At 65.0% G+C, this 19409-nt stretch carries 29 protein-coding genes and 1 tRNA gene; 26 read left to right on the plus strand and 4 right to left on the minus strand.

What is annotated here, in order from left to right:
- Nucleotides 1–157: 157 nt before the first annotated feature.
- Nucleotides 158–772, plus strand: coding sequence for a 30S ribosomal protein S4 (gene rpsD, locus ACWPWT_RS05935; protein ID WP_454278921.1), 615 nt, complete (start codon nucleotides 158–160; stop codon nucleotides 770–772).
- Between the two features lie 65 nt (nucleotides 773–837).
- Here the strand turns inward: rpsD and ACWPWT_RS05940 are convergent, their stop codons facing one another.
- The gene (locus ACWPWT_RS05940) at nucleotides 838–1239 is read right to left on the minus strand and encodes a hypothetical protein (RefSeq protein WP_454278922.1); all 402 of its coding nucleotides are present in this window, start codon (nucleotides 1237–1239) and stop codon (nucleotides 838–840) included.
- 55 nt (nucleotides 1240–1294) lie between these two features.
- Complete coding sequence (locus ACWPWT_RS05945; RefSeq protein WP_454278923.1) at nucleotides 1295–1888, minus strand: hypothetical protein; 594 nt, start codon at nucleotides 1886–1888, stop codon at nucleotides 1295–1297.
- Nucleotides 1889–2251: 363 nt separating this feature from the next.
- On the opposite strand from ACWPWT_RS05945, the gene ACWPWT_RS05950 reads away from it, so the two are divergent.
- From ACWPWT_RS05950 to ACWPWT_RS05970, 5 genes are all read left to right on the plus strand, one after another.
- Nucleotides 2252–3889 (plus strand): M28 family metallopeptidase, encoded by a 1638-nt coding sequence (locus ACWPWT_RS05950; protein WP_454278924.1) that lies wholly within the window; start codon nucleotides 2252–2254, stop codon nucleotides 3887–3889.
- Complete coding sequence (locus tag ACWPWT_RS05955; protein ID WP_454278925.1) at nucleotides 3886–4887, plus strand: agmatine deiminase family protein; 1002 nt, start codon at nucleotides 3886–3888, stop codon at nucleotides 4885–4887. The genes ACWPWT_RS05950 and ACWPWT_RS05955 overlap by 4 nt, the downstream gene beginning before the upstream one ends.
- A 202-nt stretch (nucleotides 4888–5089) precedes the next feature.
- Nucleotides 5090–6109 carry a hypothetical protein gene (locus ACWPWT_RS05960; RefSeq protein WP_454278926.1) on the plus strand — a complete coding sequence of 340 codons (1020 nt, stop codon included), beginning with the start codon at nucleotides 5090–5092 and terminating at the stop codon, nucleotides 6107–6109.
- Nucleotides 6110–6128: 19 nt separating this feature from the next.
- Nucleotides 6129–6977: an N-carbamoylputrescine amidase gene (gene aguB / locus ACWPWT_RS05965; RefSeq protein ID WP_454278927.1), complete on the plus strand. Its 849-nt coding sequence runs from the start codon at nucleotides 6129–6131 to the stop codon at nucleotides 6975–6977.
- A complete protein-coding gene (locus tag ACWPWT_RS05970) occupies nucleotides 6977–7411 on the plus strand; it encodes a hypothetical protein (protein WP_454278928.1) in 435 nt (144 codons plus the stop codon). Before aguB ends, ACWPWT_RS05970 begins: the two co-directional genes overlap by 1 nt.
- A gap of 12 nt (nucleotides 7412–7423) precedes the next feature.
- Here the strand turns inward: ACWPWT_RS05970 and ACWPWT_RS05975 are convergent, their stop codons facing one another.
- A complete protein-coding gene (locus ACWPWT_RS05975) occupies nucleotides 7424–8098 on the minus strand; it encodes a uracil-DNA glycosylase (RefSeq protein WP_454278929.1) in 675 nt (224 codons plus the stop codon).
- A gap of 22 nt (nucleotides 8099–8120) precedes the next feature.
- On the opposite strand from ACWPWT_RS05975, the gene folK reads away from it, so the two are divergent.
- Both folK and ACWPWT_RS05985 read left to right on the plus strand, forming a co-directional pair.
- On the plus strand, nucleotides 8121–8597 hold the full coding sequence (gene folK, locus ACWPWT_RS05980; protein WP_454278930.1) for a 2-amino-4-hydroxy-6-hydroxymethyldihydropteridine diphosphokinase: 477 nt from the start codon (nucleotides 8121–8123) through the stop codon (nucleotides 8595–8597).
- A gap of 20 nt (nucleotides 8598–8617) precedes the next feature.
- A tRNA-Lys gene (locus ACWPWT_RS05985) sits at nucleotides 8618–8693 on the plus strand.
- Nucleotides 8694–9696: 1003 nt separating this feature from the next.
- On the opposite strand, the gene ACWPWT_RS05990 is transcribed toward ACWPWT_RS05985, so the two are convergent.
- Entirely contained in the window at nucleotides 9697–10386 is a 690-nt protein-coding gene (locus ACWPWT_RS05990) for an XRE family transcriptional regulator (protein WP_454278931.1), read from the minus strand.
- A 65-nt stretch (nucleotides 10387–10451) separates the two neighbouring features.
- Between ACWPWT_RS05990 and ACWPWT_RS05995 the strand changes: the two genes are divergently transcribed.
- The 18 genes from ACWPWT_RS05995 to ACWPWT_RS06080 all read left to right on the plus strand — a co-directional run bounded on the left by ACWPWT_RS05995 (nucleotide 10452) and on the right by ACWPWT_RS06080 (nucleotide 19403).
- Complete coding sequence (locus ACWPWT_RS05995) at nucleotides 10452–10712, plus strand: helix-turn-helix domain-containing protein (RefSeq protein WP_197939230.1); 261 nt, start codon at nucleotides 10452–10454, stop codon at nucleotides 10710–10712.
- Between the two features lie 2 nt (nucleotides 10713–10714).
- On the plus strand, nucleotides 10715–11653 hold the full coding sequence (locus ACWPWT_RS06000) for a hypothetical protein (protein WP_454278932.1): 939 nt from the start codon (nucleotides 10715–10717) through the stop codon (nucleotides 11651–11653).
- Nucleotides 11650–12153: a MarR family transcriptional regulator gene (locus ACWPWT_RS06005; protein ID WP_454278055.1), complete on the plus strand. Its 504-nt coding sequence runs from the start codon at nucleotides 11650–11652 to the stop codon at nucleotides 12151–12153. The genes ACWPWT_RS06000 and ACWPWT_RS06005 overlap by 4 nt, the downstream gene beginning before the upstream one ends.
- Nucleotides 12150–12425 carry a hypothetical protein gene (locus tag ACWPWT_RS06010; protein ID WP_454278054.1) on the plus strand — a complete coding sequence of 92 codons (276 nt, stop codon included), beginning with the start codon at nucleotides 12150–12152 and terminating at the stop codon, nucleotides 12423–12425. Before ACWPWT_RS06005 ends, ACWPWT_RS06010 begins: the two co-directional genes overlap by 4 nt.
- Nucleotides 12415–12687, plus strand: coding sequence for a hypothetical protein (locus tag ACWPWT_RS06015; RefSeq protein ID WP_454278053.1), 273 nt, complete (start codon nucleotides 12415–12417; stop codon nucleotides 12685–12687). Before ACWPWT_RS06010 ends, ACWPWT_RS06015 begins: the two co-directional genes overlap by 11 nt.
- 11 nt (nucleotides 12688–12698) lie before the next feature.
- On the plus strand, nucleotides 12699–13433 hold the full coding sequence (locus ACWPWT_RS06020) for a hypothetical protein (RefSeq protein ID WP_454278933.1): 735 nt from the start codon (nucleotides 12699–12701) through the stop codon (nucleotides 13431–13433).
- The gene (locus ACWPWT_RS06025; RefSeq protein WP_454278934.1) at nucleotides 13433–13705 is read left to right on the plus strand and encodes a hypothetical protein; all 273 of its coding nucleotides are present in this window, start codon (nucleotides 13433–13435) and stop codon (nucleotides 13703–13705) included. Before ACWPWT_RS06020 ends, ACWPWT_RS06025 begins: the two co-directional genes overlap by 1 nt.
- Nucleotides 13702–13884 carry a hypothetical protein gene (locus tag ACWPWT_RS06030; protein ID WP_454278935.1) on the plus strand — a complete coding sequence of 61 codons (183 nt, stop codon included), beginning with the start codon at nucleotides 13702–13704 and terminating at the stop codon, nucleotides 13882–13884. Before ACWPWT_RS06025 ends, ACWPWT_RS06030 begins: the two co-directional genes overlap by 4 nt.
- Nucleotides 13877–14173 carry a hypothetical protein gene (locus ACWPWT_RS06035; RefSeq protein ID WP_454278936.1) on the plus strand — a complete coding sequence of 99 codons (297 nt, stop codon included), beginning with the start codon at nucleotides 13877–13879 and terminating at the stop codon, nucleotides 14171–14173. Before ACWPWT_RS06030 ends, ACWPWT_RS06035 begins: the two co-directional genes overlap by 8 nt.
- Nucleotides 14170–14634: a hypothetical protein gene (locus tag ACWPWT_RS06040; RefSeq protein WP_454278048.1), complete on the plus strand. Its 465-nt coding sequence runs from the start codon at nucleotides 14170–14172 to the stop codon at nucleotides 14632–14634. The genes ACWPWT_RS06035 and ACWPWT_RS06040 overlap by 4 nt, the downstream gene beginning before the upstream one ends.
- Complete coding sequence (locus ACWPWT_RS06045) at nucleotides 14631–16565, plus strand: transposase domain-containing protein (protein WP_454278937.1); 1935 nt, start codon at nucleotides 14631–14633, stop codon at nucleotides 16563–16565. Before ACWPWT_RS06040 ends, ACWPWT_RS06045 begins: the two co-directional genes overlap by 4 nt.
- A 38-nt stretch (nucleotides 16566–16603) precedes the next feature.
- Nucleotides 16604–16786 carry a hypothetical protein gene (locus ACWPWT_RS06050; protein ID WP_454278938.1) on the plus strand — a complete coding sequence of 61 codons (183 nt, stop codon included), beginning with the start codon at nucleotides 16604–16606 and terminating at the stop codon, nucleotides 16784–16786.
- A gap of 13 nt (nucleotides 16787–16799) precedes the next feature.
- Nucleotides 16800–17084 carry a hypothetical protein gene (locus ACWPWT_RS06055; RefSeq protein ID WP_454278939.1) on the plus strand — a complete coding sequence of 95 codons (285 nt, stop codon included), beginning with the start codon at nucleotides 16800–16802 and terminating at the stop codon, nucleotides 17082–17084.
- An 83-nt stretch (nucleotides 17085–17167) separates the two neighbouring features.
- Entirely contained in the window at nucleotides 17168–18133 is a 966-nt protein-coding gene (locus tag ACWPWT_RS06060) for an AAA family ATPase (RefSeq protein WP_454278940.1), read from the plus strand.
- 4 nt (nucleotides 18134–18137) lie between these two features.
- Nucleotides 18138–18269 carry a hypothetical protein gene (locus ACWPWT_RS06065; protein WP_454278941.1) on the plus strand — a complete coding sequence of 44 codons (132 nt, stop codon included), beginning with the start codon at nucleotides 18138–18140 and terminating at the stop codon, nucleotides 18267–18269.
- Entirely contained in the window at nucleotides 18266–18442 is a 177-nt protein-coding gene (locus tag ACWPWT_RS06070; protein ID WP_454278942.1) for a hypothetical protein, read from the plus strand. Before ACWPWT_RS06065 ends, ACWPWT_RS06070 begins: the two co-directional genes overlap by 4 nt.
- Nucleotides 18439–19131: a regulatory protein GemA gene (locus ACWPWT_RS06075; protein ID WP_454278943.1), complete on the plus strand. Its 693-nt coding sequence runs from the start codon at nucleotides 18439–18441 to the stop codon at nucleotides 19129–19131. Before ACWPWT_RS06070 ends, ACWPWT_RS06075 begins: the two co-directional genes overlap by 4 nt.
- The gene (locus ACWPWT_RS06080) at nucleotides 19128–19403 is read left to right on the plus strand and encodes a hypothetical protein (protein WP_454278944.1); all 276 of its coding nucleotides are present in this window, start codon (nucleotides 19128–19130) and stop codon (nucleotides 19401–19403) included. Before ACWPWT_RS06075 ends, ACWPWT_RS06080 begins: the two co-directional genes overlap by 4 nt.
- The last annotated feature ends 6 nt before the right edge of the window (nucleotides 19404–19409 follow it).

The following is a 19409-nucleotide window of genomic DNA, read 5'->3' on the forward strand; positions in this document are numbered from 1 at the left end:
CGCCGCCTCGCTTGACTCCGGCGCGCCCGTCCGTTAGGCGCGCCCCTTCGCAATTGCCCCCGCATCCCGGTGAAGCGGTGGGCCTGCGCTCGTCCCACAAAGACTGGCATGGTGCGATACCGGGAACAACGTCGTTCGTAGTTGCTAAGGAATATACATGTCGAAGCGTCAGAGCGCGAAGTACAAGCTCGACCGCCGTATGGGCGAGAACATCTGGGGTCGTCCCAAGAGCCCGGTCAACAAGCGTGAATACGGCCCCGGCCAGCACGGTCAGCGTCGCAAGGGCAAGATGTCGGACTTCGGTCTGCAGCTGCGCGCCAAGCAGAAGCTGAAGGGCTATTATGGCGACGTGACCGAGAAGCAGTTCAAGGCCTGCTACCAGGAAGCCGCCCGCATGAAGGGCGATACCTCGCAGAACCTGATCGGCCTGCTCGAGCAGCGTCTGGACATGATCGTGTACCGCGCCAAGTTCGCGCCGACGATCTTCGCCGCGCGCCAGCTGGTCAGCCACGGCCACATCCGCGTCAACGGCGTGAAGTGCAACATCGCGTCGCGCCGCTGCTTCGTCGGCGACGAGATCTCGCTGGGCTCGAAGGCGACCGAAATGGCGCTGGTCCTCGAGGCACAGCAGCTCGCCGAGCGTGAAGTGCCCGATTACGTCACCGCCGACGGCAACACCAGGGTCGCCCTGACCCGCGTGCCGACGCTGGACGAGGTGCCCTATCCGGTGAAGATGGAACCGAACCTGGTCGTCGAATTCTATTCGCGCTAAGTTTTCGGGTCTTACCGAATACGAAGAGGCGGTCCTTCGGGGCCGCCTTTTTTTCGTTTCGGGTATCAGGAGTTGCTGGCCCCTTTGGGAATTTCGCGCGCGAAGAAGACGCCGAGCGTCGAACTGACGAACCCTTGCAGCGGTCCAAGCCAGACATTGGCTTGGTACAAAGCTTCAATCGGTTTCTTGTTCGTAAATGGCTGAAGAAGAATAGACAGGATAAGGGAAGCCAAAAACAAGATGCTTGTCAGCAATGACGGCAGGAATAGCGGGGGGCGTCGTTTCGATACGTGTGCCGACCCCGGTTTCGTCAATTGGGTAACTCCCAAAACGAGTGTCAAAGTCGGAAACAGGTTCGGCGAAAGCCATTCCCAGGCCTTGGCTTCATCGCCACTGAATGCACCCAATTGGGTCTGAACGATGAAGAGCAAAATGATTATACCGCCGCCGATCAGCCATGTCGTCATCAGTATAGTGCGATAACTTTGCATCGGATCGCTCCTGTTGCCTTCGATTGTCTCATCAATACTGTAGAAGTTGAGCGCCGCGGAGGTGTTGGCTGGCTTCCAGTCGACTGGGTTTGGCCTGTGTCGCGGCCTCACCGCGCCGCCGGACGAACTCGTATATCAGGGCGATGACCTTATGATTGGGCGTGAAGGCCTGGCTTTTCGTTTGGTTGTCGAGCCTGTCGCTCCCATTTTCGAGAATGCGGTCGACATCGTTGAAACCTATCGATGGCCCGTTGCTGGGGGTGATATGATCGCTGACGATGAAGGCGATCAATCGATATCGACCGGGTGGCGCACGTAGTAATGCCGTAAGATAGTCCGAGAGCGTGAACGGGTCCGGCAACGACGCTTGTGACTCGATGTCGAACCGCCCGACCTGAGACCATGGACGACCATCATCGCGCATGCGTTCGATACGCGTGACAAGTGCGAAGCCGCCGGGTGCGGCATAATAGCCGATCTCCGTATAGCCTGACCTTTCCAAAGCGCTGCTTAGTCGATCCGCCGCTTCGCCCAGGGTTTGGACGCGTCCGAACCTCGCCGCCGAAATGGTAGCGCGCGCGGAAGGGGCGGGCGGCGGCCAAGGGAAATTTGGCATCCGTATCATTACCATCGGCTCCTCGGCAGGCGGCGGAGGCGGAGGCGGCGGAGGAGAGGAGGGGGAGGTGGTACCGAGGCCGACTCCGTTGTAATGTCGCGATCAGTCGAGGCCGATCCACAACTTGTTGCTGCCAATAGCAGGAGGGCCATTGCGACAATGCGCATCGTCATCATCATGCCTTTCGACGAGAACGGAACGAGACGCAGACAGGCCGGAATTGGAAGTGGCGCATCGATGCTGACGCTCCGCATCGCATGAACTCAATCGCAAGAAGATCGGATATGGCGACATTTTCGCTTGTGGGCTGTTCGCTTGCGCGTCGTGGGGGGTGCATGTCAGACATGCACGCATCGCATTCGGGAGGTTGTTATGTCGCGTCGTCTTGCCCTGTCACTGATCGCCCTCATGTCCGGTACCGCCCTTGCGCAGGAGCGGCCCGCCATTTCGGTCGATACGCTGAAGACCGTCACGCAGACGCTGTCGTCCGACGAATATGAAGGACGCGCGCCCACCACGCCCGCCGAGGACAAGACGGTCGCCTACGTCATCGACCGCTTTCAGAAGGCGGGGCTGAAGCCCGGCAACAAGGGAAGCTGGACCCAGGACGTGCCCATGGTCGAGATCACCGCGACCGACGTCCAGCCCTTTACGGTCAGGGGCAAGGGGCAACCCATCTCACTGGCCTATCGGACCGATATGGTGGTCGGCACCTATCGCGTCACACCGAAGATCGATGTGGCGAATAGCGAGATGGTCTTCGTCGGCTATGGCATCACCGCGCCCGAAAAGGGCTGGGACGATTATGCCGGGGTCGATGTGCGCGGCAAGACGGTGATCATCCTAGTCAACGACGCCGACTGGCAGACCATGGGGCGCGAGGGGCCGTTCGAGGGGCGGGCGATGACTTGGTATGGTCGCTGGCCCTATAAGTTCGAGAATGCCGCCAAGCACGGGGCCGCAGCCGCGCTGATCGTGCATCAGACCGAACCCGCCGCCTATCCTTGGGCGGTGGTGCAATCCTCCTGGACCGGGCCGCAGCTCGAACTGGACGAGGCGGGCGATCACATGGACCAGAGCCAGGTGATCGGCTGGCTGCAACAGCCGGTGGCGGAGCGCATCCTGAAGGCGGCGGGCAAGGACCTCGCCACCCTGACCAAGGCGGCGCAGACCAAGGGGTTCAAGGCGGTGCCGCTCGGCCTGACTTTGTCGGGCGGGTTCACCAACACGATCCGGCGCCAGGCGTCGAAGAATGTCGTCGGCCTGCTGCCCGGTACCACCGAGCCGGGGGATTATGTCCTGTATTCCGCGCATTGGGACCATCTGGGACGGTGCGACGCGGTGGATGGCGACGATATCTGCAACGGCGCGCTCGACAATGCGAGCGGCGTGGCGGGACTGGTCGCGCTGGCAGAGGCGCAGGCCAAGGCGGGACCGGCCAAGCGGTCGATCGCGTTCCTGGCGGTGACGGCGGAGGAAAGCGGGCTGCTCGGCTCGGGCTATTATGCGCAGCACCCGGTCTTTCCGCTCGCCCGCACGGTGGGCGGGGTCAATATGGACGGGCTGAACGTCACCGGCCGGTCCAAGGATTTCGTGCTGATCGGCAAGGGCAAGTCCGAGATCGAGGACATCGCCAAGGGGCTGGTCGGCGCGCAGGGCCGCTATATCGGCGAGGAAGCCAATCCGGAACGGGGCAGCTATTACCGGTCCGACCATTTCTCCTTCGCCAAGCTGGGCGTGCCGATGCTCGATGGCGGGTCGGGACAGGACAAGGTGATGGGCGGCGTCGCGGCGGGCAAGGCGGCGGCGGAGGACTATGTCGCCCACCGCTATCACAAGCCCGCCGACGAATATGATCCCAACTGGGATTGGTCGGGCGCGGTCGAGGATTTGACGGTCTATTATCAATTGGGCAGGACGCTGGCGGACCGGCCGGGCCTGTGGCCCAACTGGTATCCCACCGCCGAATTTCGCAGCATCCGCGATCAAAGCAGGAAGAACGCCCAGTGACCACGTCATCGGTGACCACGCCATCCGCGACGACGCCTCCGCCACCCGAATGGGCCCGGCATGAGGCCGTATGGATCGGCTTTCCCAGCCATCCCGAGCTGTGGGAAGACGATCTGGAACCCGCGCGCGAGGAGGTTCTGGCCTTTGCCCGCGCCGTCCATGCCGAGGGCCGGGGCGAACGGGTGATCCTGGTCGCCGCCGATGGCGAGGCCGCCGATGCCGCCCGCGACATGGCGGGTGATCTCGCCGATGTGGTGGTGCAGCCTTTCGGCGACATCTGGTTGCGCGATACCGGACCGATCGTCACGGGCGACGGTTCGGCCCGCCTGTTCCGGTTCAATGGCTGGGGCGGGAAATATGACCTGCCGGGCGACGACACGGTCGGCGCGCGGCTAGCCGAGGATCGCGGTATCGCGGCCACGCCCTGCGACTGGGTGCTGGAGGGTGGTGCGATCGACGGCGACGGCACCGGCCTGGTCGTCACCACGCGCCAGTGCCTGCTGAACCCCAATCGCAACCCCGAACTGACCGAGGAAGCGATCACCGAACGGCTGGCGCAGGATCTGGGGCTGACCCGCGTGGTGTGGCTGGGCGACGGACTGCTCAACGATCACACCGATGGCCATGTCGACAATCTGGCGCGCTTCGTCGGGCCGAACCGGATCGCCTTGCCGGAAGCAGCGGAGAATGATCCCAATTGGCAGGTCTATGCCGCCGCCAAGCGCACCGCCGAGGCGGCGGGGCTGGAGGTCGTGACCATCCCCTCGCCGGGTCGGGTGCTGCGCGACGAGGAGATCGTGCCCGCCAGCTATATGAACTTCTATATCGGCAATGCGGCGGTCGTCGTGCCGCTCTATGGCAGCGAGAACGACGCGGCGGGCGTTGCGGCGATCCAGGCGATCTTCCCCGACCGCGAAGTTGTGGGCCTGCGCGCCGATGCGATCCTGACCGGCGGCGGCAGCTTCCACTGCATTTCGCAGCAGATACCGGCGCTCTGACGCGCCGAGCCTGTCGGAAGACGAAGGGCCTGCGCTTCCATAGGAAGCGTGGGCCCTTTTCGTGATGGTCGGTAGGGACGGGATCAGGCTTTCCCGTAACTTGCCCTGCGTTCAGGTGGAATGGAGGAGGGGGCGCGCCGAACCGCGTGACGCCGCCCATAGGGTGGGATAGGATCGCCCCGCATCTACAGGGGGACGCGCCATGATGATCGCCCGGTCGACCGACACAGGTGGATTTACGCTTTCCGGGTTGGTGCCGCCCATCGTCATCGCCGGGGCGGCGGCGCTGCTCCGCTTGCCCCTCGCTTCGGCGCATCCGCATGTGGCGGCATTGCTGTTCCTGTGGATCGCGTCGGATGCGATGATGCTGGGCCTGATCGCGCGAGACCGTCGCCCCGGCTGGCGGGCAGGGATTGCGGCGATGGCGGCGGCGGGAATGGCGGTGCTCAGCCTGTCGCCCGCGCCGATTCGGGCGGCGCTGATCGCCATGCCCTGGGCGTTGGCGGTGCCGGTCGTGGCGATCGCCCTGCATGGCGGATGGGGAATGTGGCGCGCCGCCGAGCGGGTCCGGCACTGGCGACGCAGCGATGCGGATCGCTGGATCGACCTGCTCGCCGAAATGCTGCCGCGTCCGCTTGCCCGCCTCGCGGTCGCGGAGGCGGGATTGCTCCATCTGGCGCTGTTCCGCTGGAAGGCCGCGCCCGACATTCCGCCGGGCGCGATCGGCTTTGGTTATCACCGGCAGCTTCAACCGATGATGATCGCGCTGCTGCTGCTGTCCTGTGTCGAGATCGGCGTCACCCATTTGCTGATCGCGCATCGGAACCGGACGCTGGCGCTGATCCTGTTCGTGGTCAGCGACGTATCGCTTCTCTATCTGATCGGGCTCATCAAGTCGCTGCGGCTGGCCCCCATTTTGTTGACCGATACTGGGGTGCGGATACGCGCCGGTATCCTGGTCGACCATATGATCCCCTATGCTGCCATCACCGCCGTACAGGCGAACCCCGACGGCGCGACGGTGCGGGCGCCGGACAGTTGGAACATCGCGCTGCTGGCCTGGCCCAATCTGCTCCTCCGGCTGCACCCGCCTTTGCCGCCCCGGTCGTGCTGGCGGCGCGATCCGATGCGGGCCGTGGCGCTACGGCTCGATGAGCCAGGCCCCTTCCTCGACGAATTGCATGCGCGTCTGGCCACTCGGTGCGTGACGGAGGAAATTTGAGCCATTAAAGGGCGTGGCCATGACCCAGATCACCGTCGCCGCGCTGCAACTGGCCTTCACTGCCGATATCGACCGCAACATCGCCGAGGTGTCGCGCCTCGTTCGGGAGGCGGCATCACAGGGTGCGCAGGTGATCCTGCCGCCCGAATTGTTCGAGGGCGAATATTTCTGCCGCGTCGAGGATGAAGGGCTGTTTGCAAACGCCAAGCCGACCGCCGAGCACAAGGCGGTGCTGGCGATGCAGGAACTGGCGGCCGAGTTGAAGGTTCATATCCCCACCAGCTTCTTCGAGGCGGATGGGCCGCATCATTACAACTCGCTGGCGATGATCAATCCGGACGGCAAGGTCGCGGGCGTCTATCGCAAGAGCCATATCCCGGACGGTCCGGGATATGAGGAGAAATTCTATTTCCGCCCGGGCAATACCGGGTTCAAGGTGTGGGACGGTCCCGCGACGACGCTGGGTGTCGGCATCTGCTGGGACCAATGGTATCCCGAGACGGCGCGCGCGATGATGCTGATGGGCGCGCAGGTCCTGTTCTACCCGACCGCGATCGGCAGCGAGCCGCATGACGACAGCCTCGACACCGCGCGGCTGTGGCGGCGCGCGATGGTTGGTCATGCGGTGTCCAACGTCGTACCGATCGTCGCCGCCAACCGGATCGGTTGCGAGCATGGCCAGACCTTCTACGGCACCAGCTTCATCTGCGACGAGCGCGGCGACATACTGGCCGAGCTGGGCCGCGAGGAAGAGGGCGTGATCGTCGCCACCCTCGACCTCGACCGGGTGAAGCGCCACCGGGCCGCCTTCGGCTTCTTCCGCGACCGGCGGCCCGAGTTGTACGGGCGGCTGGTGCAGGATATTTGATGATCGAAACTGAACTCGAAGCGCTCGGTTTCGCGCCATGGGCCAAGATCGAGTTGAAGCAGGATCGCCTGCGCTTCTCCTACAAGGCTCGACCGGCGGATCGCCGCGAAGGCTTCGTCTATGCTTGGGTGTGGACCGATCGTGATGATCGGGCGACGGAAATTTGCTATGTCGGGAAGGCGGGCGGTACGCTGGCCGCGCGGGCGGGGCAGCATCGTGGCGGCTTCACGGGCCAGGGGCGGGGCGGCGCCCTGGCCACGTTGATCAGGCCATGTCTGGTGGACGGTGAAATGCGGGTTTGGGTCCGCCACTCCCCTGAAGAAGAAGTGTTCGGTCAACGCGTGTCGCGCTGTGCGATCGAGGAGCAGGCGCTGATCGGCCGGCTGAAGCCCAGTTGGAATAAGCTTTTGCCGCGTGGCAGATCGGCCGCCTGACCCTCGACCAGTTCAGCCCCGCAACGCCACCGCGTGGGCGAAGACAGCCTCGAACATATCGGGTGTCAGTCTTCCGGTATTCTGATTGTAGCGCGAGCAGTGATAGCTATCGAGCACCACCGGCCCGCCGCCCGGCATCCGGTGTTCGGCCAGATGCGCGAACCGTGCCTTGGGCAGGCGGCCGCCCAGCGCCTTGACCACCGACTGGTGCGCGATCTGGCCCAGCGCGACGACCACCTTCAACCGGGGCAGCGCCGCCAGCTCTTGTTCCAGAAACGAACGGCAGGTCCGGATTTCGTCGGGCGTCGGCTTGTTCTCCGGCGGCAGGCATTTGACCGCGTTCAGGATGACCGCACCCGTCAGTGTCAGGCCGTCATCGACCCGCGCCTCGAAATTCCCCTCGGCGAGCCCGAATTTGGCGAGCGTGCCATAGAGAAGCGGCCCCGCGCCATCGCCGGTAAAGGGACGACCCGTCCGGTGCGCGCCATGCTTGCCGGGGGCGAGGCCGATCACCGCCAGCCAGGGATCGGCATCGCCGAAGGGTGGGACCGGCGCATTCCACCAGCCGGGATATTCGGCGGCGACCGCGGCGCGAACCGCGGCGAGGCGTGGGCAGAGCGGGCAGTCGCGCGGCGGCTGGACCGGGATCAACGGCGTGGGAATGGTGGGAAAGGATGCATCGGGCATCGCGCTGCGGTAGTCGGGGGGCATGACGACGACAAGCTATGCGATTGCGCTGGGTTCCAACCGTCCCGGGCGGCACGGAGGCCCGCGCGCCGAGATTCGTGCGGCGCTGGCGGCGCTCGACGGTGTCTATGCGGTGTCGCCGATCGTCACCACCGCGCCGGTCGGTCCGTCGATCCGCGCCTTCGCCAATGCCGCCGCACTGGTGCGCAGCGCGCTGACCCCGCCCGAGATGCTGGCGTCGCTGAAGAGGATCGAACGAGCTTTTGGGCGACGGCGAGGCCAGCGCTGGGGCGCGCGGGTGATCGATCTCGACATCATCCTGTGGTCGGGTGGGCAGTGGCGCTCGGCGGGATTGACCGTACCGCACGGCGCCTATGCGATCCGCACCTTCGTCCTGCACCCATTGGCCGCAATCGCGGGAGACTGGCGGGACCCGCGCGATGGTCGGCGCGTGCGTCATGTGCGACATGGTGTTGACCGCAGGCGTCCACGCCCCTAGGTCGCTTCCACCCCGATGGAGGGTCCGTAGCTCAGTTGGTAGAGCAAGCGACTTTTAATCGAGAGGTCCCGGGTTCGAGTCCCGGCGGACCCACCACGGGGTTGTTTCAGGGCGTCACAGCGTGTCTCACGCCCTTGCTAAACCACGGAACTTCAGGTGCGAAAGCGTCGCTGTGAGGTGACAGGACAGGCTGGAGTTGACGGGGCTATGCGGAATTACCCGGTATTTCGCGGCCCAACGGCAGTTTTCCGGGGTTTTGCGTCGATTATCGACGGCGAGAGGCGGGCGGTGGGTTGTCAAGAGTCGATCGGCAAATTGACACGTCTTTGACAGGAGCGGCTGGAGTCGGGCGCGGAGGCGGTGTGCACCTCTTAGAAACCTCTGACTGGCGGAAAAGCGGGCTTTCAGAGCCCTCTTAGACGGTGAATAGGTTATGGTCGGCGCCAATGCGTCCACAAAGAAGTGGGACCCGATAGGTCCCACTTACCCGCAAAGCCGCCTAAAGTGGGTAATCATTGATTTAACGCGGTTTTCTGATCTGCTCCCGCGTCAATGCAGCATTTCGTTCGTCGTTTAAGTGGGACCCATTTTTGCGGCCAAGTGCATCGCCGACCAGCAACGTCGGGCCGCGTCCCGATCGAAGCCGACGCTTCCCGCTGCGTCGATCATGGCGGCGCTTGGTTCGCCGATCGCGGCAAGTGTGACGTTCGCTGCGGACAAATAGCTTTGCCACATCGGCCGCCCCTCAAACAGTATGTCGGGTGGATGACCATCCACCGTGCATAGCGCCCGCGCTATCCGTTCGATCGGCGATCTGTTGCTGTACCGCCTCATCCTTTCACCTACAGAAGCCAGTGACGAATACACGGGTGCCCCTTAGCCTTTCGCTGTCCCCCGCCTTGCGGTAGGCATCGGCGAGTTTCTGGTATGCACGGCACATCTCGTCGTTATTCGCGGCGAAGTCAGACGAGTTGTGTTGGCTATCGCGCACCGTTTCTAGCTCTTGCTCGGCTTGTCGGACTTCCGAATTGCAGCTGCATAGCACCGATGCAGACAAGACTACAGCAAGCGGGAGGCGAATTTGCATGCAATACCCCTGTTAGATACGTCGTCCGATAAATATTACTCTACCTACAATGTTAATTTCGTCATGTGTAGCTTCGTCGGGCGGGACTCGCTCGTTATCAGATAGCAATAACACGCGGTCAGACTTTACGCGCAGCCGTTTAATCATAGCGATATCGCCTACAGTTAGCGCCCAGATTGCGTCCTGATCGCGTACAGTCCGCTGTGACCTATCAATGATGACCATGTCGCCATCGTGCAATGTCGGCATCATGGAGTCGCCCATCCCGCGTGCGATAGTTAGTTTAGATGGCGGCGTGCTGGTGATTGTTTCCAGCAACGCGAGTGGAAATAGATGCGACCGTACCGAAACAGCGTCATGAGTGAATGCCGCGCCCATGCCGTAGGCGAGGTCGATTTCCTCTACTGACACCAACCCATCAAGTTCCTGCTGGCGAACGTCAACGGCATTCGGCCGATCAGCTCCGCGGGTTGGGTGGAGCGTCCCCCCAATCAGCAGCTCTGCAACATCAATCCCATACTGGTGCAGGCGGTAAAAGTACTCGGCATTGGGGGGCGTCTTCCCGCTCTCATACTGCTGCTGGGTGGTGAGACCGACGCCGCCAATCGCGCCAAAGTCCTTCTGGTTGAGGCCGGCATCCTGCCTCGCCCGCCGTAAGCGCGCACCCAAGCCCATAAGATTATCAATAATCTGGTCATCCATACTTGTATGGACCAGATTTACGGTTATAACCGGATTTCAGGGCATTAATTATCGGATATCTGGTTATGGCAATATTGGGAAACCGCCATCCTGAAGACGTGAAAGCGGCCATCCGTAAGCGGTTTGGGTCGTTGGCGGCATTTGAACGGGCCGAAAGGCTTAGCGTCGGCTCCGTCTCGGAAATTCTGCGCGGGCGACCAAGCGCCCGCACCACCAAGGCGGTGGAGCGCGTGTTGCGCGAGCAGGTGATTGCGTCCGAATCCATAATTCCGGTCGATAGCGCGACGAACGTTACTCTGCACCGTCAAAATGGGGCGGTGAATTGAACATGAGCGCCCCGCTACACGAAGAGGCGCTGGCCAGCTTTATTCTGATCCGCACCGACGAAATTGACGCAGTCGATCGCCTGCGGCCGGTTGACGCCATATGGGCCGAGGCCCTCGGGCAGGTCATGGCTCGCGATGGCCAAGATACTCCAATCCAAGTCTGCCGCTTGCCAGGTAAGAATCGCTGGACCCTCGTAGCTGGTGCCCACCGGCTGGAAGGCGCGAAGACCGCCGCGATCGAATATCTGAAAGCGGAAGTTGTTAGCGCCGACCGTGACGACCGGCGACTGCGTGAGGTGCGCGAAAACCTTTGGCGGTCTGACCTGACGCCGGTAGATCGCGCTGCCTTCATCGCTGAAGCGGTTGCGATCCATAAACGACGGGCTGGCATCGATCCCACGGCGGATGGTCGAATAGGCTCGATCACCGCGCGTTGGCAAAAAGCCATTAAAGATGAAGCACTTGATACAACCGCAACGATTGCGGTTGTATATGGCTTCACAGACGCGGTGGCTTCGGAATTGGGGCTGTCCTCGCGCACGGTCGAAAACGACCTAATGCTGTATCGCCGCCTGGCCCCGTCCGTCGTGGACCGGCTACGCGAAGCCCGGCATCCGATCCTGAAGAACGCGACGCAGCTGCGCACGCTGGCCAAGATGGAGGCATCGGAACAGGCCAAGACGCTCAACGCACTGGTCGGGGACGCGGGCGAGGAACCGTGCAAGACGGTAGCGGACGCGATCAAGCGAACGAGTCCCGCGCGCGAAGCGACCCGCCCCGATCAAAAGCGGTTCAACACCGTCCTGGACACGCTGGCGCGGATGAGCGCGGCGGAACGGCTGGCTCTGTTCCAGAGCCCGCAATTCCATGATGCGATCCCCGTAGAAGCCCAGCGCCTGCTGGCTCCGATGCGGCGCGGGCCGATGAAGGACGCGGCATGACCCCACTTCACGCCCGTGTCCTCGACAACGTGCGCGAGGCGATCGCGGTCGGCGGTCTGTCGCCAACCATTGCGGATGTCGCGAAGCTGACCGGCACGCCCTACGGCACTGCCACCTATGCGGTGAAGGCGCTGATCGACGCCGGGCTTCTGGCCAAGGAAAAGTCGGGTCATGGCCTGCGCCTGCCCGATGCCATCGACCTGCGCGGCGTGGCGACCGGCGAATTGACCGCCGAGCTGGCGCGGCGCGGCGTGACGCTGGCGAGCCTGGACCGGAACGCGCCACGCGCGCTGGGGCGGGTCGTCACCTGCGCAGCGGATTGCTGCGCGACGCCGGTCGAGCGCGGGCACCTGATGTGTCGCCAGCACTGGTTCGCGCTGCCCCCGGCGCTGCGGGAGCGGATCACGCGCAGCAATGCCCGCCGGGACAACGTCGCGTTCGAGCGCGCGGTGACCGAGGCGCGCGACCTGATCGATTCTGGAAGGTGGAGGAAAGCATGACGAAGGAACAGACGCGGGACGCGGTCGCACGGGCGATCGGCTTTGTCCGCTTGCACGCGCGCCGAGACCCCCACTTTGCAAAGGGTCCAGACAAGGCCCGGATTATCGAAGCTCGCGATATTGTCGCCGCTCTCGATAGCCGTACGGGTGATGAGGGTGGCTACGTGCTGGTCCCCGCCATCGCGACCCGCGAGATGGTGGATGCGGCGGACGCCTGCCCCGACGCCTACTCCGCGTACGCGGCCATGGTGGAGGTCGCCGGTGTCCGTTGATCGCGCCACGAAACAGCGTCGTGCGGACGGCGAGAATTTCGGCCTGTCCGCCAAGGAAGAGCAGATCATGGATGCGCTGGACGCGGGCGAGCGTGCCGAGTCGGTCGCTCTGCGCTTCGGCACCGGCTTGTCCACGGTCCTGACGATGGAGCGCCGCTACACCATCACCACGGGCATGCTGAACGACTTCGACCGGCGGACGCGGGCGAGCGATGCGCGGTACCGCGCGGCGCTTGCCGCTTCCGGCGGAGCCTATGCGTGATGGGTGCCGAGGTGGTCCCGTTCCCGGCGCGCCGCCCGGCCCCCGCCAACCTGCGCGATGCGACGCTGCCCTGCGGGGCCGACCAGCTCGCGACCCTGTTCAACAGCCTGCCCAAGGGGCGTTCCATGACCGATATCGCCGACGACGCCAGCACCAATCAGGACCAGCATCTGGCGGCAAGCCTGTCGCGGATCGACCCGACGCTGGCAAAGGGCGTCGCGGGCGAGTGCGACAATTGCGGCGACGAATTCGAGCGTCTGGTTGGCGGGCTGTGCGGCTTCTGCCGCGATGGCCGCCGCCCGACCTTCCGTGGCCGCGCCCCGACTCCATCACCGATCGCCCGCGACCCCGAACCGGTCGCGGTGCCTGCCCCGACGCCGCTGCCGAGCGTCATTCCACAAGAGGAGGAAGCGTTGCCCAACCCCAAACCGTCCGACGATTTCCGCAATGTCTCCATATTGGCACGGGGACCGCTGCTGAAGGCGATCATGGCGCGCGCCGATGAGCGCGATCTGTCGCTCAACAAGGCCGCCGCCAGCCTGATCGAGGACGCCCTGTGCGACCGCGCCGAACAGACGCTCCTCGACCTGTCCGCACTGCCCGTCACGGACCTGCTGGAGGAAATCGGCGCGCGCCTGGCGCAGCCGGCATCGACGGCGGAACTGGTTGCGATGACGGCGCGCGGAGAGGCTGCGGAGGCACGGCTGGCGATGGTGCATGCTGCGATCGGCGGGAGTGCGTCGTGATGGCAGGCGCTGCCAATGTTTTCAGCGGGCCCGTCATCGTCGCGTCGGTCGCGGTGTCTTCTGAAAAGCAGCCCAATATGGGCATCGCGGTCAATGTGCAGCCGGTATCGGTGCTTGGCGACCGCATTACCGTCACGACGGTCTGCCCCAAGGGGGCTTTCCTCTGCGCGCTCGATGCGCGGCAGGCGCAGATGCTGATCGATGACATCACCAAGGGGATCGCGGTCTTGCATCGACTCGAGTCCGGCGCGCCTTCGGGGATGGTGCAGTGATCGCGGCCGCTCTTCCCGCCGCCCCGGCGCTGCGTGGGTATCGACCGCTGTATCAGGCGGGCAGCGTCTGCCCGGCTTGCGGCTCGACCAGCTGGCATATCGGTCGCCAATCCGCTGAATGCGCCCGGTGTGCGACCGCGCTGCCGCTCGCACCGATCGTCGAGGTGCATCATGGCTGATCGCTTCGTCGTCGATGCGGCGGTGGCCGCGCTGCTGCCGCGCGAAGACGCCGCCCGGCTTGGCGGTGATTTCGTACTCGAAAGCACGAAGTCGGCACCCGTAACGGACCGCCTCTGCCAAGTGAAAGACTGCAACGTCGCGATGCGGGTCGGTCAGCGCGTGTGCGATGCCCATTGGGCCGCACTGCCGGGCAAGGACCGTTCGCGGCTGTCCATGTCACGGCACGGCCGGGTTGCCGACGAGATGTGGGCCAAGGCGGTTGCTCGCCTGGAGGGGGCGGTCGCGTGACCAAGCGCAAGATACGCACCTCCGAGACGATCCAGCTGGGCTTTTCGTTCGATCCGCCCGCGCCTGCGCGCGCCGAGGCCGATCTGGCGGGGCTCGACCGGGTGGTGTCGGGGTGCGTGTCGATCATGCTGAAGGGCGATGACCGCTCGCGCCATGAGATCGCGGGCGCGATGTCGGCGCTGCTGGATGAGCGCGTCAGCAAGGACATGCTCGATGCCTATGCGTCGGAGGCGCGGGCCGAACACAACATCTCGGCGGCGCGCCTCCTGGCGCTGATCGCGGTGACCGAACGCTACGACCTGCTGGACAGCCTGGTACGACGCATTGGCGGCGCGCTGCTGGTCGGCGAGGAAATTTTGGCGGCGCGGCTGGGCAGCCTGAAGGCGCAGCGCGCCCGGCTGGATGAGGAAATCAAGGCGCTGCGCCCCAGGGTGCAGCCGATCGCGCGGGAGGCGATGTGAAACTGCACGGGGGAAAAGAGTGGTTCACGGCGGCCGAACTGGCCGAGCTGGCATTGGCCGGCCTGCCGACCACGAAGCGGAAGATCAACGAGCGTGCGGCGGAAGAACGCTGGGCGATCGCGGTCGATGCCAAGGGCATGCCGCTGGCCCGGCCGCGCCAGGCGCGCGGCGGTGGCCTGGAATATCACCTGACGCTGCTGCCGCCAGCGACGCGCAGCGCGCTGGCCGCCATGGGCGTGGCGGTGGTCGCGAACGTGTCTGATGAGCCGCCCGTCCAGGCCTCGCAGCTGTGGCGCTGGTATGAGGGCGCGGGCGAGCGCGTCCAGAGCGAGGCGCATCGCCGGCTGGCGGTGGTGCAGCTGGTCGATACGCTGGTGGCGGCGGGCATGACGCGGTCGGCGGCGGTGCCAGCGGCGGCCAAGGATCAGGGCGTGGGCATATCGACGCTCTGGAGCTGGCTGGGCCTGGTCGATGGCGTGGCGCTGGCCGATCGCCTCGCGCATCTGGCCCCGCGCCGCCAGGGCGGTGGTGTCGAGGCGACGGTGCCGCTCGATGCCTGGCAGTTCCTGATCTCGGACTTCATGCGTCTCGAACAGCCGACCTTCAGCGCCTGCTACGGGCGCATGACACGGGCGTTTCCGGGGCACATCTTCCCGACCGAGCGGACCCTGCGGCGCAAGTTCGATCGCGAGATCGACCAACGCCTGGTCACGCTCAAGCGCCAGGGCAGCGAGGCCCTGCGCCAGACACTTCCCTCCCAAGAAAGGTCCGTCATGGAGCTGCACGCCCTGGAGGCCGTCAATATCGACGGTCACAAGTTCGACGTTTTCTGCCGCTGGCCGGACGGTCGGATCGGTCGCCCGATGATGGTGACGATCCAGGACATCTACAGCCGCAAGATCCTTGCCTGGCGCGTGGACGAGAGCGAGTCCGCGCTTTCGACCCGGCTGGTCTTTGCCGACCTTTTCACTACCTGGGGCATCCCCAAGGCCTGTCTGATGGACAACGGCCGGGCGTTCGCGTCGAAGACGATCACGGGCGGCGCCAAGACCCGGTTCCGGTTCAAGATCAAGGATGAGGAGCCGACCGGCGTCCTGACGGCGCTGGGGATCGCAATCCACTGGGCAACCCCCTATCGCGGCCAGTCCAAGCCGATCGAGCGCGCGTTCCGCGATCTCTGCGATACCATCGCCAAGCATCCGGCGCTGGCGGGCGCGTACACTGGCAACAAGCCTGATGCGAAGCCCGAGAATTACGGGTCGCGGGCGATCCCGATCGAGGAATTCCGCGCGCTGGTGGACGCCGGGATCGCCGCGCACAACGCCAAGCCAAATCGGCGGACCGAAACCGCGCAAGGGCGGCATAGCTTCGACGATGTCTTCATGGCGTCCTATGCGGTCGCCCCGATCGGCAAGGCTACGCCCGAGCAACAGCGCCTGGCGCTGCTGACCGCCGAGGACCGGTTCACCGATCGCAAGACGGGCGAGTTGACGCTGGAGGGCAATCGCTACTGGGCACCCGAACTGGCGGACCATAGCGCCAAGCGTGTCACCGTCCGCTTCGACCCGGACAATCTGCACGGCGAGGTCCATGTCTATGAGCGCTCGGGCGCGTTCATCTGCACCGCGCCCGCAATCGAGAAGACCGGGTTCTTCGACAAGGCCAGCGCCGGCAAGCGCCGCGCCCAGGAAGCCGATCTGCGCCGCCAGGTACGCGACGTGGAGAAGGCGACCGGCCTGATCGAGGCGGCCAAGCTGGCCGCGATGATGCCCGAGCATCCCGACGAAGCGGACGCGCCGTCCCCGTCGGTGGTGCGGCCGGTCCGCCACCGGGGCCAGACGGCCGCGGCGCTCAAGCCCGTTTCAGAGGCCGTTCAAGCGCCTCTCAACCCCGTCCTCGACCGCCTGTCGCACCTGCGACTGGTCGGCTGACGCGACGCCCGGCGCTTACCGGGCCTGGAGAAAAGACGATGACGAAAAGGACCATCAGGAACTGGAGCGCGACCCGGTCGGGCGCGAACATCCGCATCCGGGGCTTCGACGCGAACGGCGATGCCATCACGATCAAGTGCAGCGTCATCCACTCGCCGGATCACCACAACACCCATCCGACCGCCTGTTGCGAAAACGGCCTCTACCACGACCTGATCTGACCAGGAGAACATGATGACGCATACCACCACCCCGCCGACGAACGCCGAGCGCTGGCTCGCCACTTACGTCGATAAGCACGGCAAGCTCCGGGCGGCGGTCATCACCGCGCCTGAAGGAAAGGCCGTGTTGAAGGGCTGGCCGACGTTCGGTCTGATCGATGAGGAGACCTTGGGTCTCGACGATTTCGATGGCGAGCCTGTCACGCTCAGTTCGCTGCCGAACGACGAGGATTTCCGTCCGGTGATCATCGACATCGACCTGATCCGCGAAGTCCCGCTCCAGTTCATCGACCTCTGACCGAATGGCCGCGCGGGGGCTGCCACCCCCGCGCGACCCGCTCTGCACGAAGAACCCCACACAAAGCGAAAGCGCCGACTATCATGAACGACCCCCAGAACCTACCGATCGATATCGAGGAACAGCAGAAGTGGCTGATCGAGCATAAGACGGCCACCGGCCAGAGCTGGACCGAACTCGCGCCCAAGATCGGCGTGAAGTACGGCACGATCAGCCAGTTCCCCAGCGGCGGCTACAAGGGCGACCTGAAGAAGATCGCCGAGGCCGTCTTCCGCTATCGCCAGATGCTGACCTCGCAGGCGGCGATCGCCGTCGAGATGCCCGAGCCGCCATCGTTCTTCCGCACCGACACCACCCGCCAGATGGAGACGATCCTGTCGATCGGGCACCGGGGCCGCATGGTCGTGATCGCCGGTGGCCCCGGCACGTCGAAGACCTCGACCTGCCGCAACTACCAGGCCGCTGTCTCGAACGTCTGGATCGCCACCATGAAGCCGTCGTCGGGCGGGATCAGCACGATGCAGTACAAGGTGCTGGAGGCGCTGGGCGTCGAGGAGGAAAAGCGCAAAGGCACGCCGATCGCGCTGACCAGCCGGATCGAGGCGCTGATGGCGAACCGTAGCGGCCTGCTGATCCTGGACGAAGCGCAGCACCTGGGCGAGAAGGCGCTGGAGGAAATCCGGGGCTGGCACGACAGCACGGGGGCCGGGATCGCGCTGGTCGGCAACACCGACGTGCTGACCCGCCTGACGCTCGGCAACCGCACCCATGCCTTTGCGCGGCTTGCCAGCCGGATCGCCCAGCGCATGATCTTCGACGGGCCGCGCGAGTCCGACGCGCTGGCGCTCGCGGATGCCTGGGGGATCGGGGACGAGGCGATGCGCGCCTTCATCGTCCAGATCGCGCGCCAGCCGGGCGGCCTGCGGACGTGCACGATGATGCTGGAGACGGCTGGCATGTTGATGTCCGCCGACCGGGCCCCCGCGATCGAGCTGGCGCATATGCAGGACGCGTGGAGCCAGCTTTCCACCCGTCAGCTGGCGGCCTGATCCAATGTGGCGGGCCTATGCGGCGGAGCGCCGCGCCAATCCGATGTTCTACCGCCTGGTCGAGTTGAGCGCCTGCGGGACTCTCGGCCTGGCGCTGCCGGACATCCTCGATCTGATCCGGGGCATCGTGTCGTGAAGCGCATGTACCCCAACCTGCAATTTGATCGTCGCGGTTCGCCCGCGACGATCGCCGTGATGATCTCGATCGCGGCGTGGAAGGCGGACGGCGACTCGATCGCGATCATCGCCCATCGCTGCCGCCGCCCGCGCCCGGAAATCCGCGCCATCATGGAGGATCGCGTTATATGACCGCTACCGCACGCAAGGCGACTTTCGACGCCAGCGACCAGCATCGCCGGTCCCTGCTGGCCAAGGTCCATATCGCCAAGAAGCAATTGCGTCTGAGCGATGACGACTATGTCGCCATCCTGATCGATATCGTGAAATGCGACAGCGCCGCCAAATGCAGCCAGGCGCAACTCGAAAAGCTGGTGCGCGCGTTCGAGGCCAAGGGCTTCAAGGCGACCGCCCGCGCGTCCGGCCGTCGCGGCAACCCGGCGGTGGCGGATCATCCCGCCGCCCGCAAGGCGCGCGCGATGTGGATATCGCTCTACCTCCTGAAGGCGATCGAGGACCCGAGCGAACGAGCACTGGAGGCGTTCGCGCGCCGCCAACTGGGGTGTGACAAACTGCAATGGGCGAACCAGTCGCTGGTCTACCGGCTGGTCGAGGGGCTCAAGGCGATCGCCGAGCGCCACGGCTGGGACCAGTCGGTCGCGGGCCTGCCGTCCAATGCGGTGGCGATCAACCTGAAGCGCCGTTTGTGCATCGCGATCCTCGCCAAGCTCAAGGCGGCGGACTTGATCCCCCAGCATTGGGACGTGGACACGGCTGCATTCTCGCTGGCCGGTGTCGAGGTGCAGCTGATCTTCGCATCGGCCGAGACGCTGGACCTGGTCGCCCGGTCACTGGGTGCCGTCCTGGCGGGGCGCAAGTGAAGCCGCGCGAAACCCTGTCGATCGGCCCGCGCGTCAGCGATCACGCGCTGCTGCGCTTCCTCCAGCGGGCCGGGATGGACGTGGAGGCGGTCCGCGCTTCGCTGTCGGCGCAACTCGCCACCGCCCACGGCGCGATCGCCAGGATGGGCGGTGGCGAAGCGCTGATCGTCATCGACGGTCTGACCTATGTCGTGCGCGACGGCGTGGTGACGACGGTGCTGCCGACCGCCCACCCGGCCGACAACGCCCGCGCGCTCCGGCATCGCCGCTGATGCGCA

The sequence above is a fragment of the Sphingomonas sp. Marseille-Q8236 genome, from assembly GCF_965112005.1.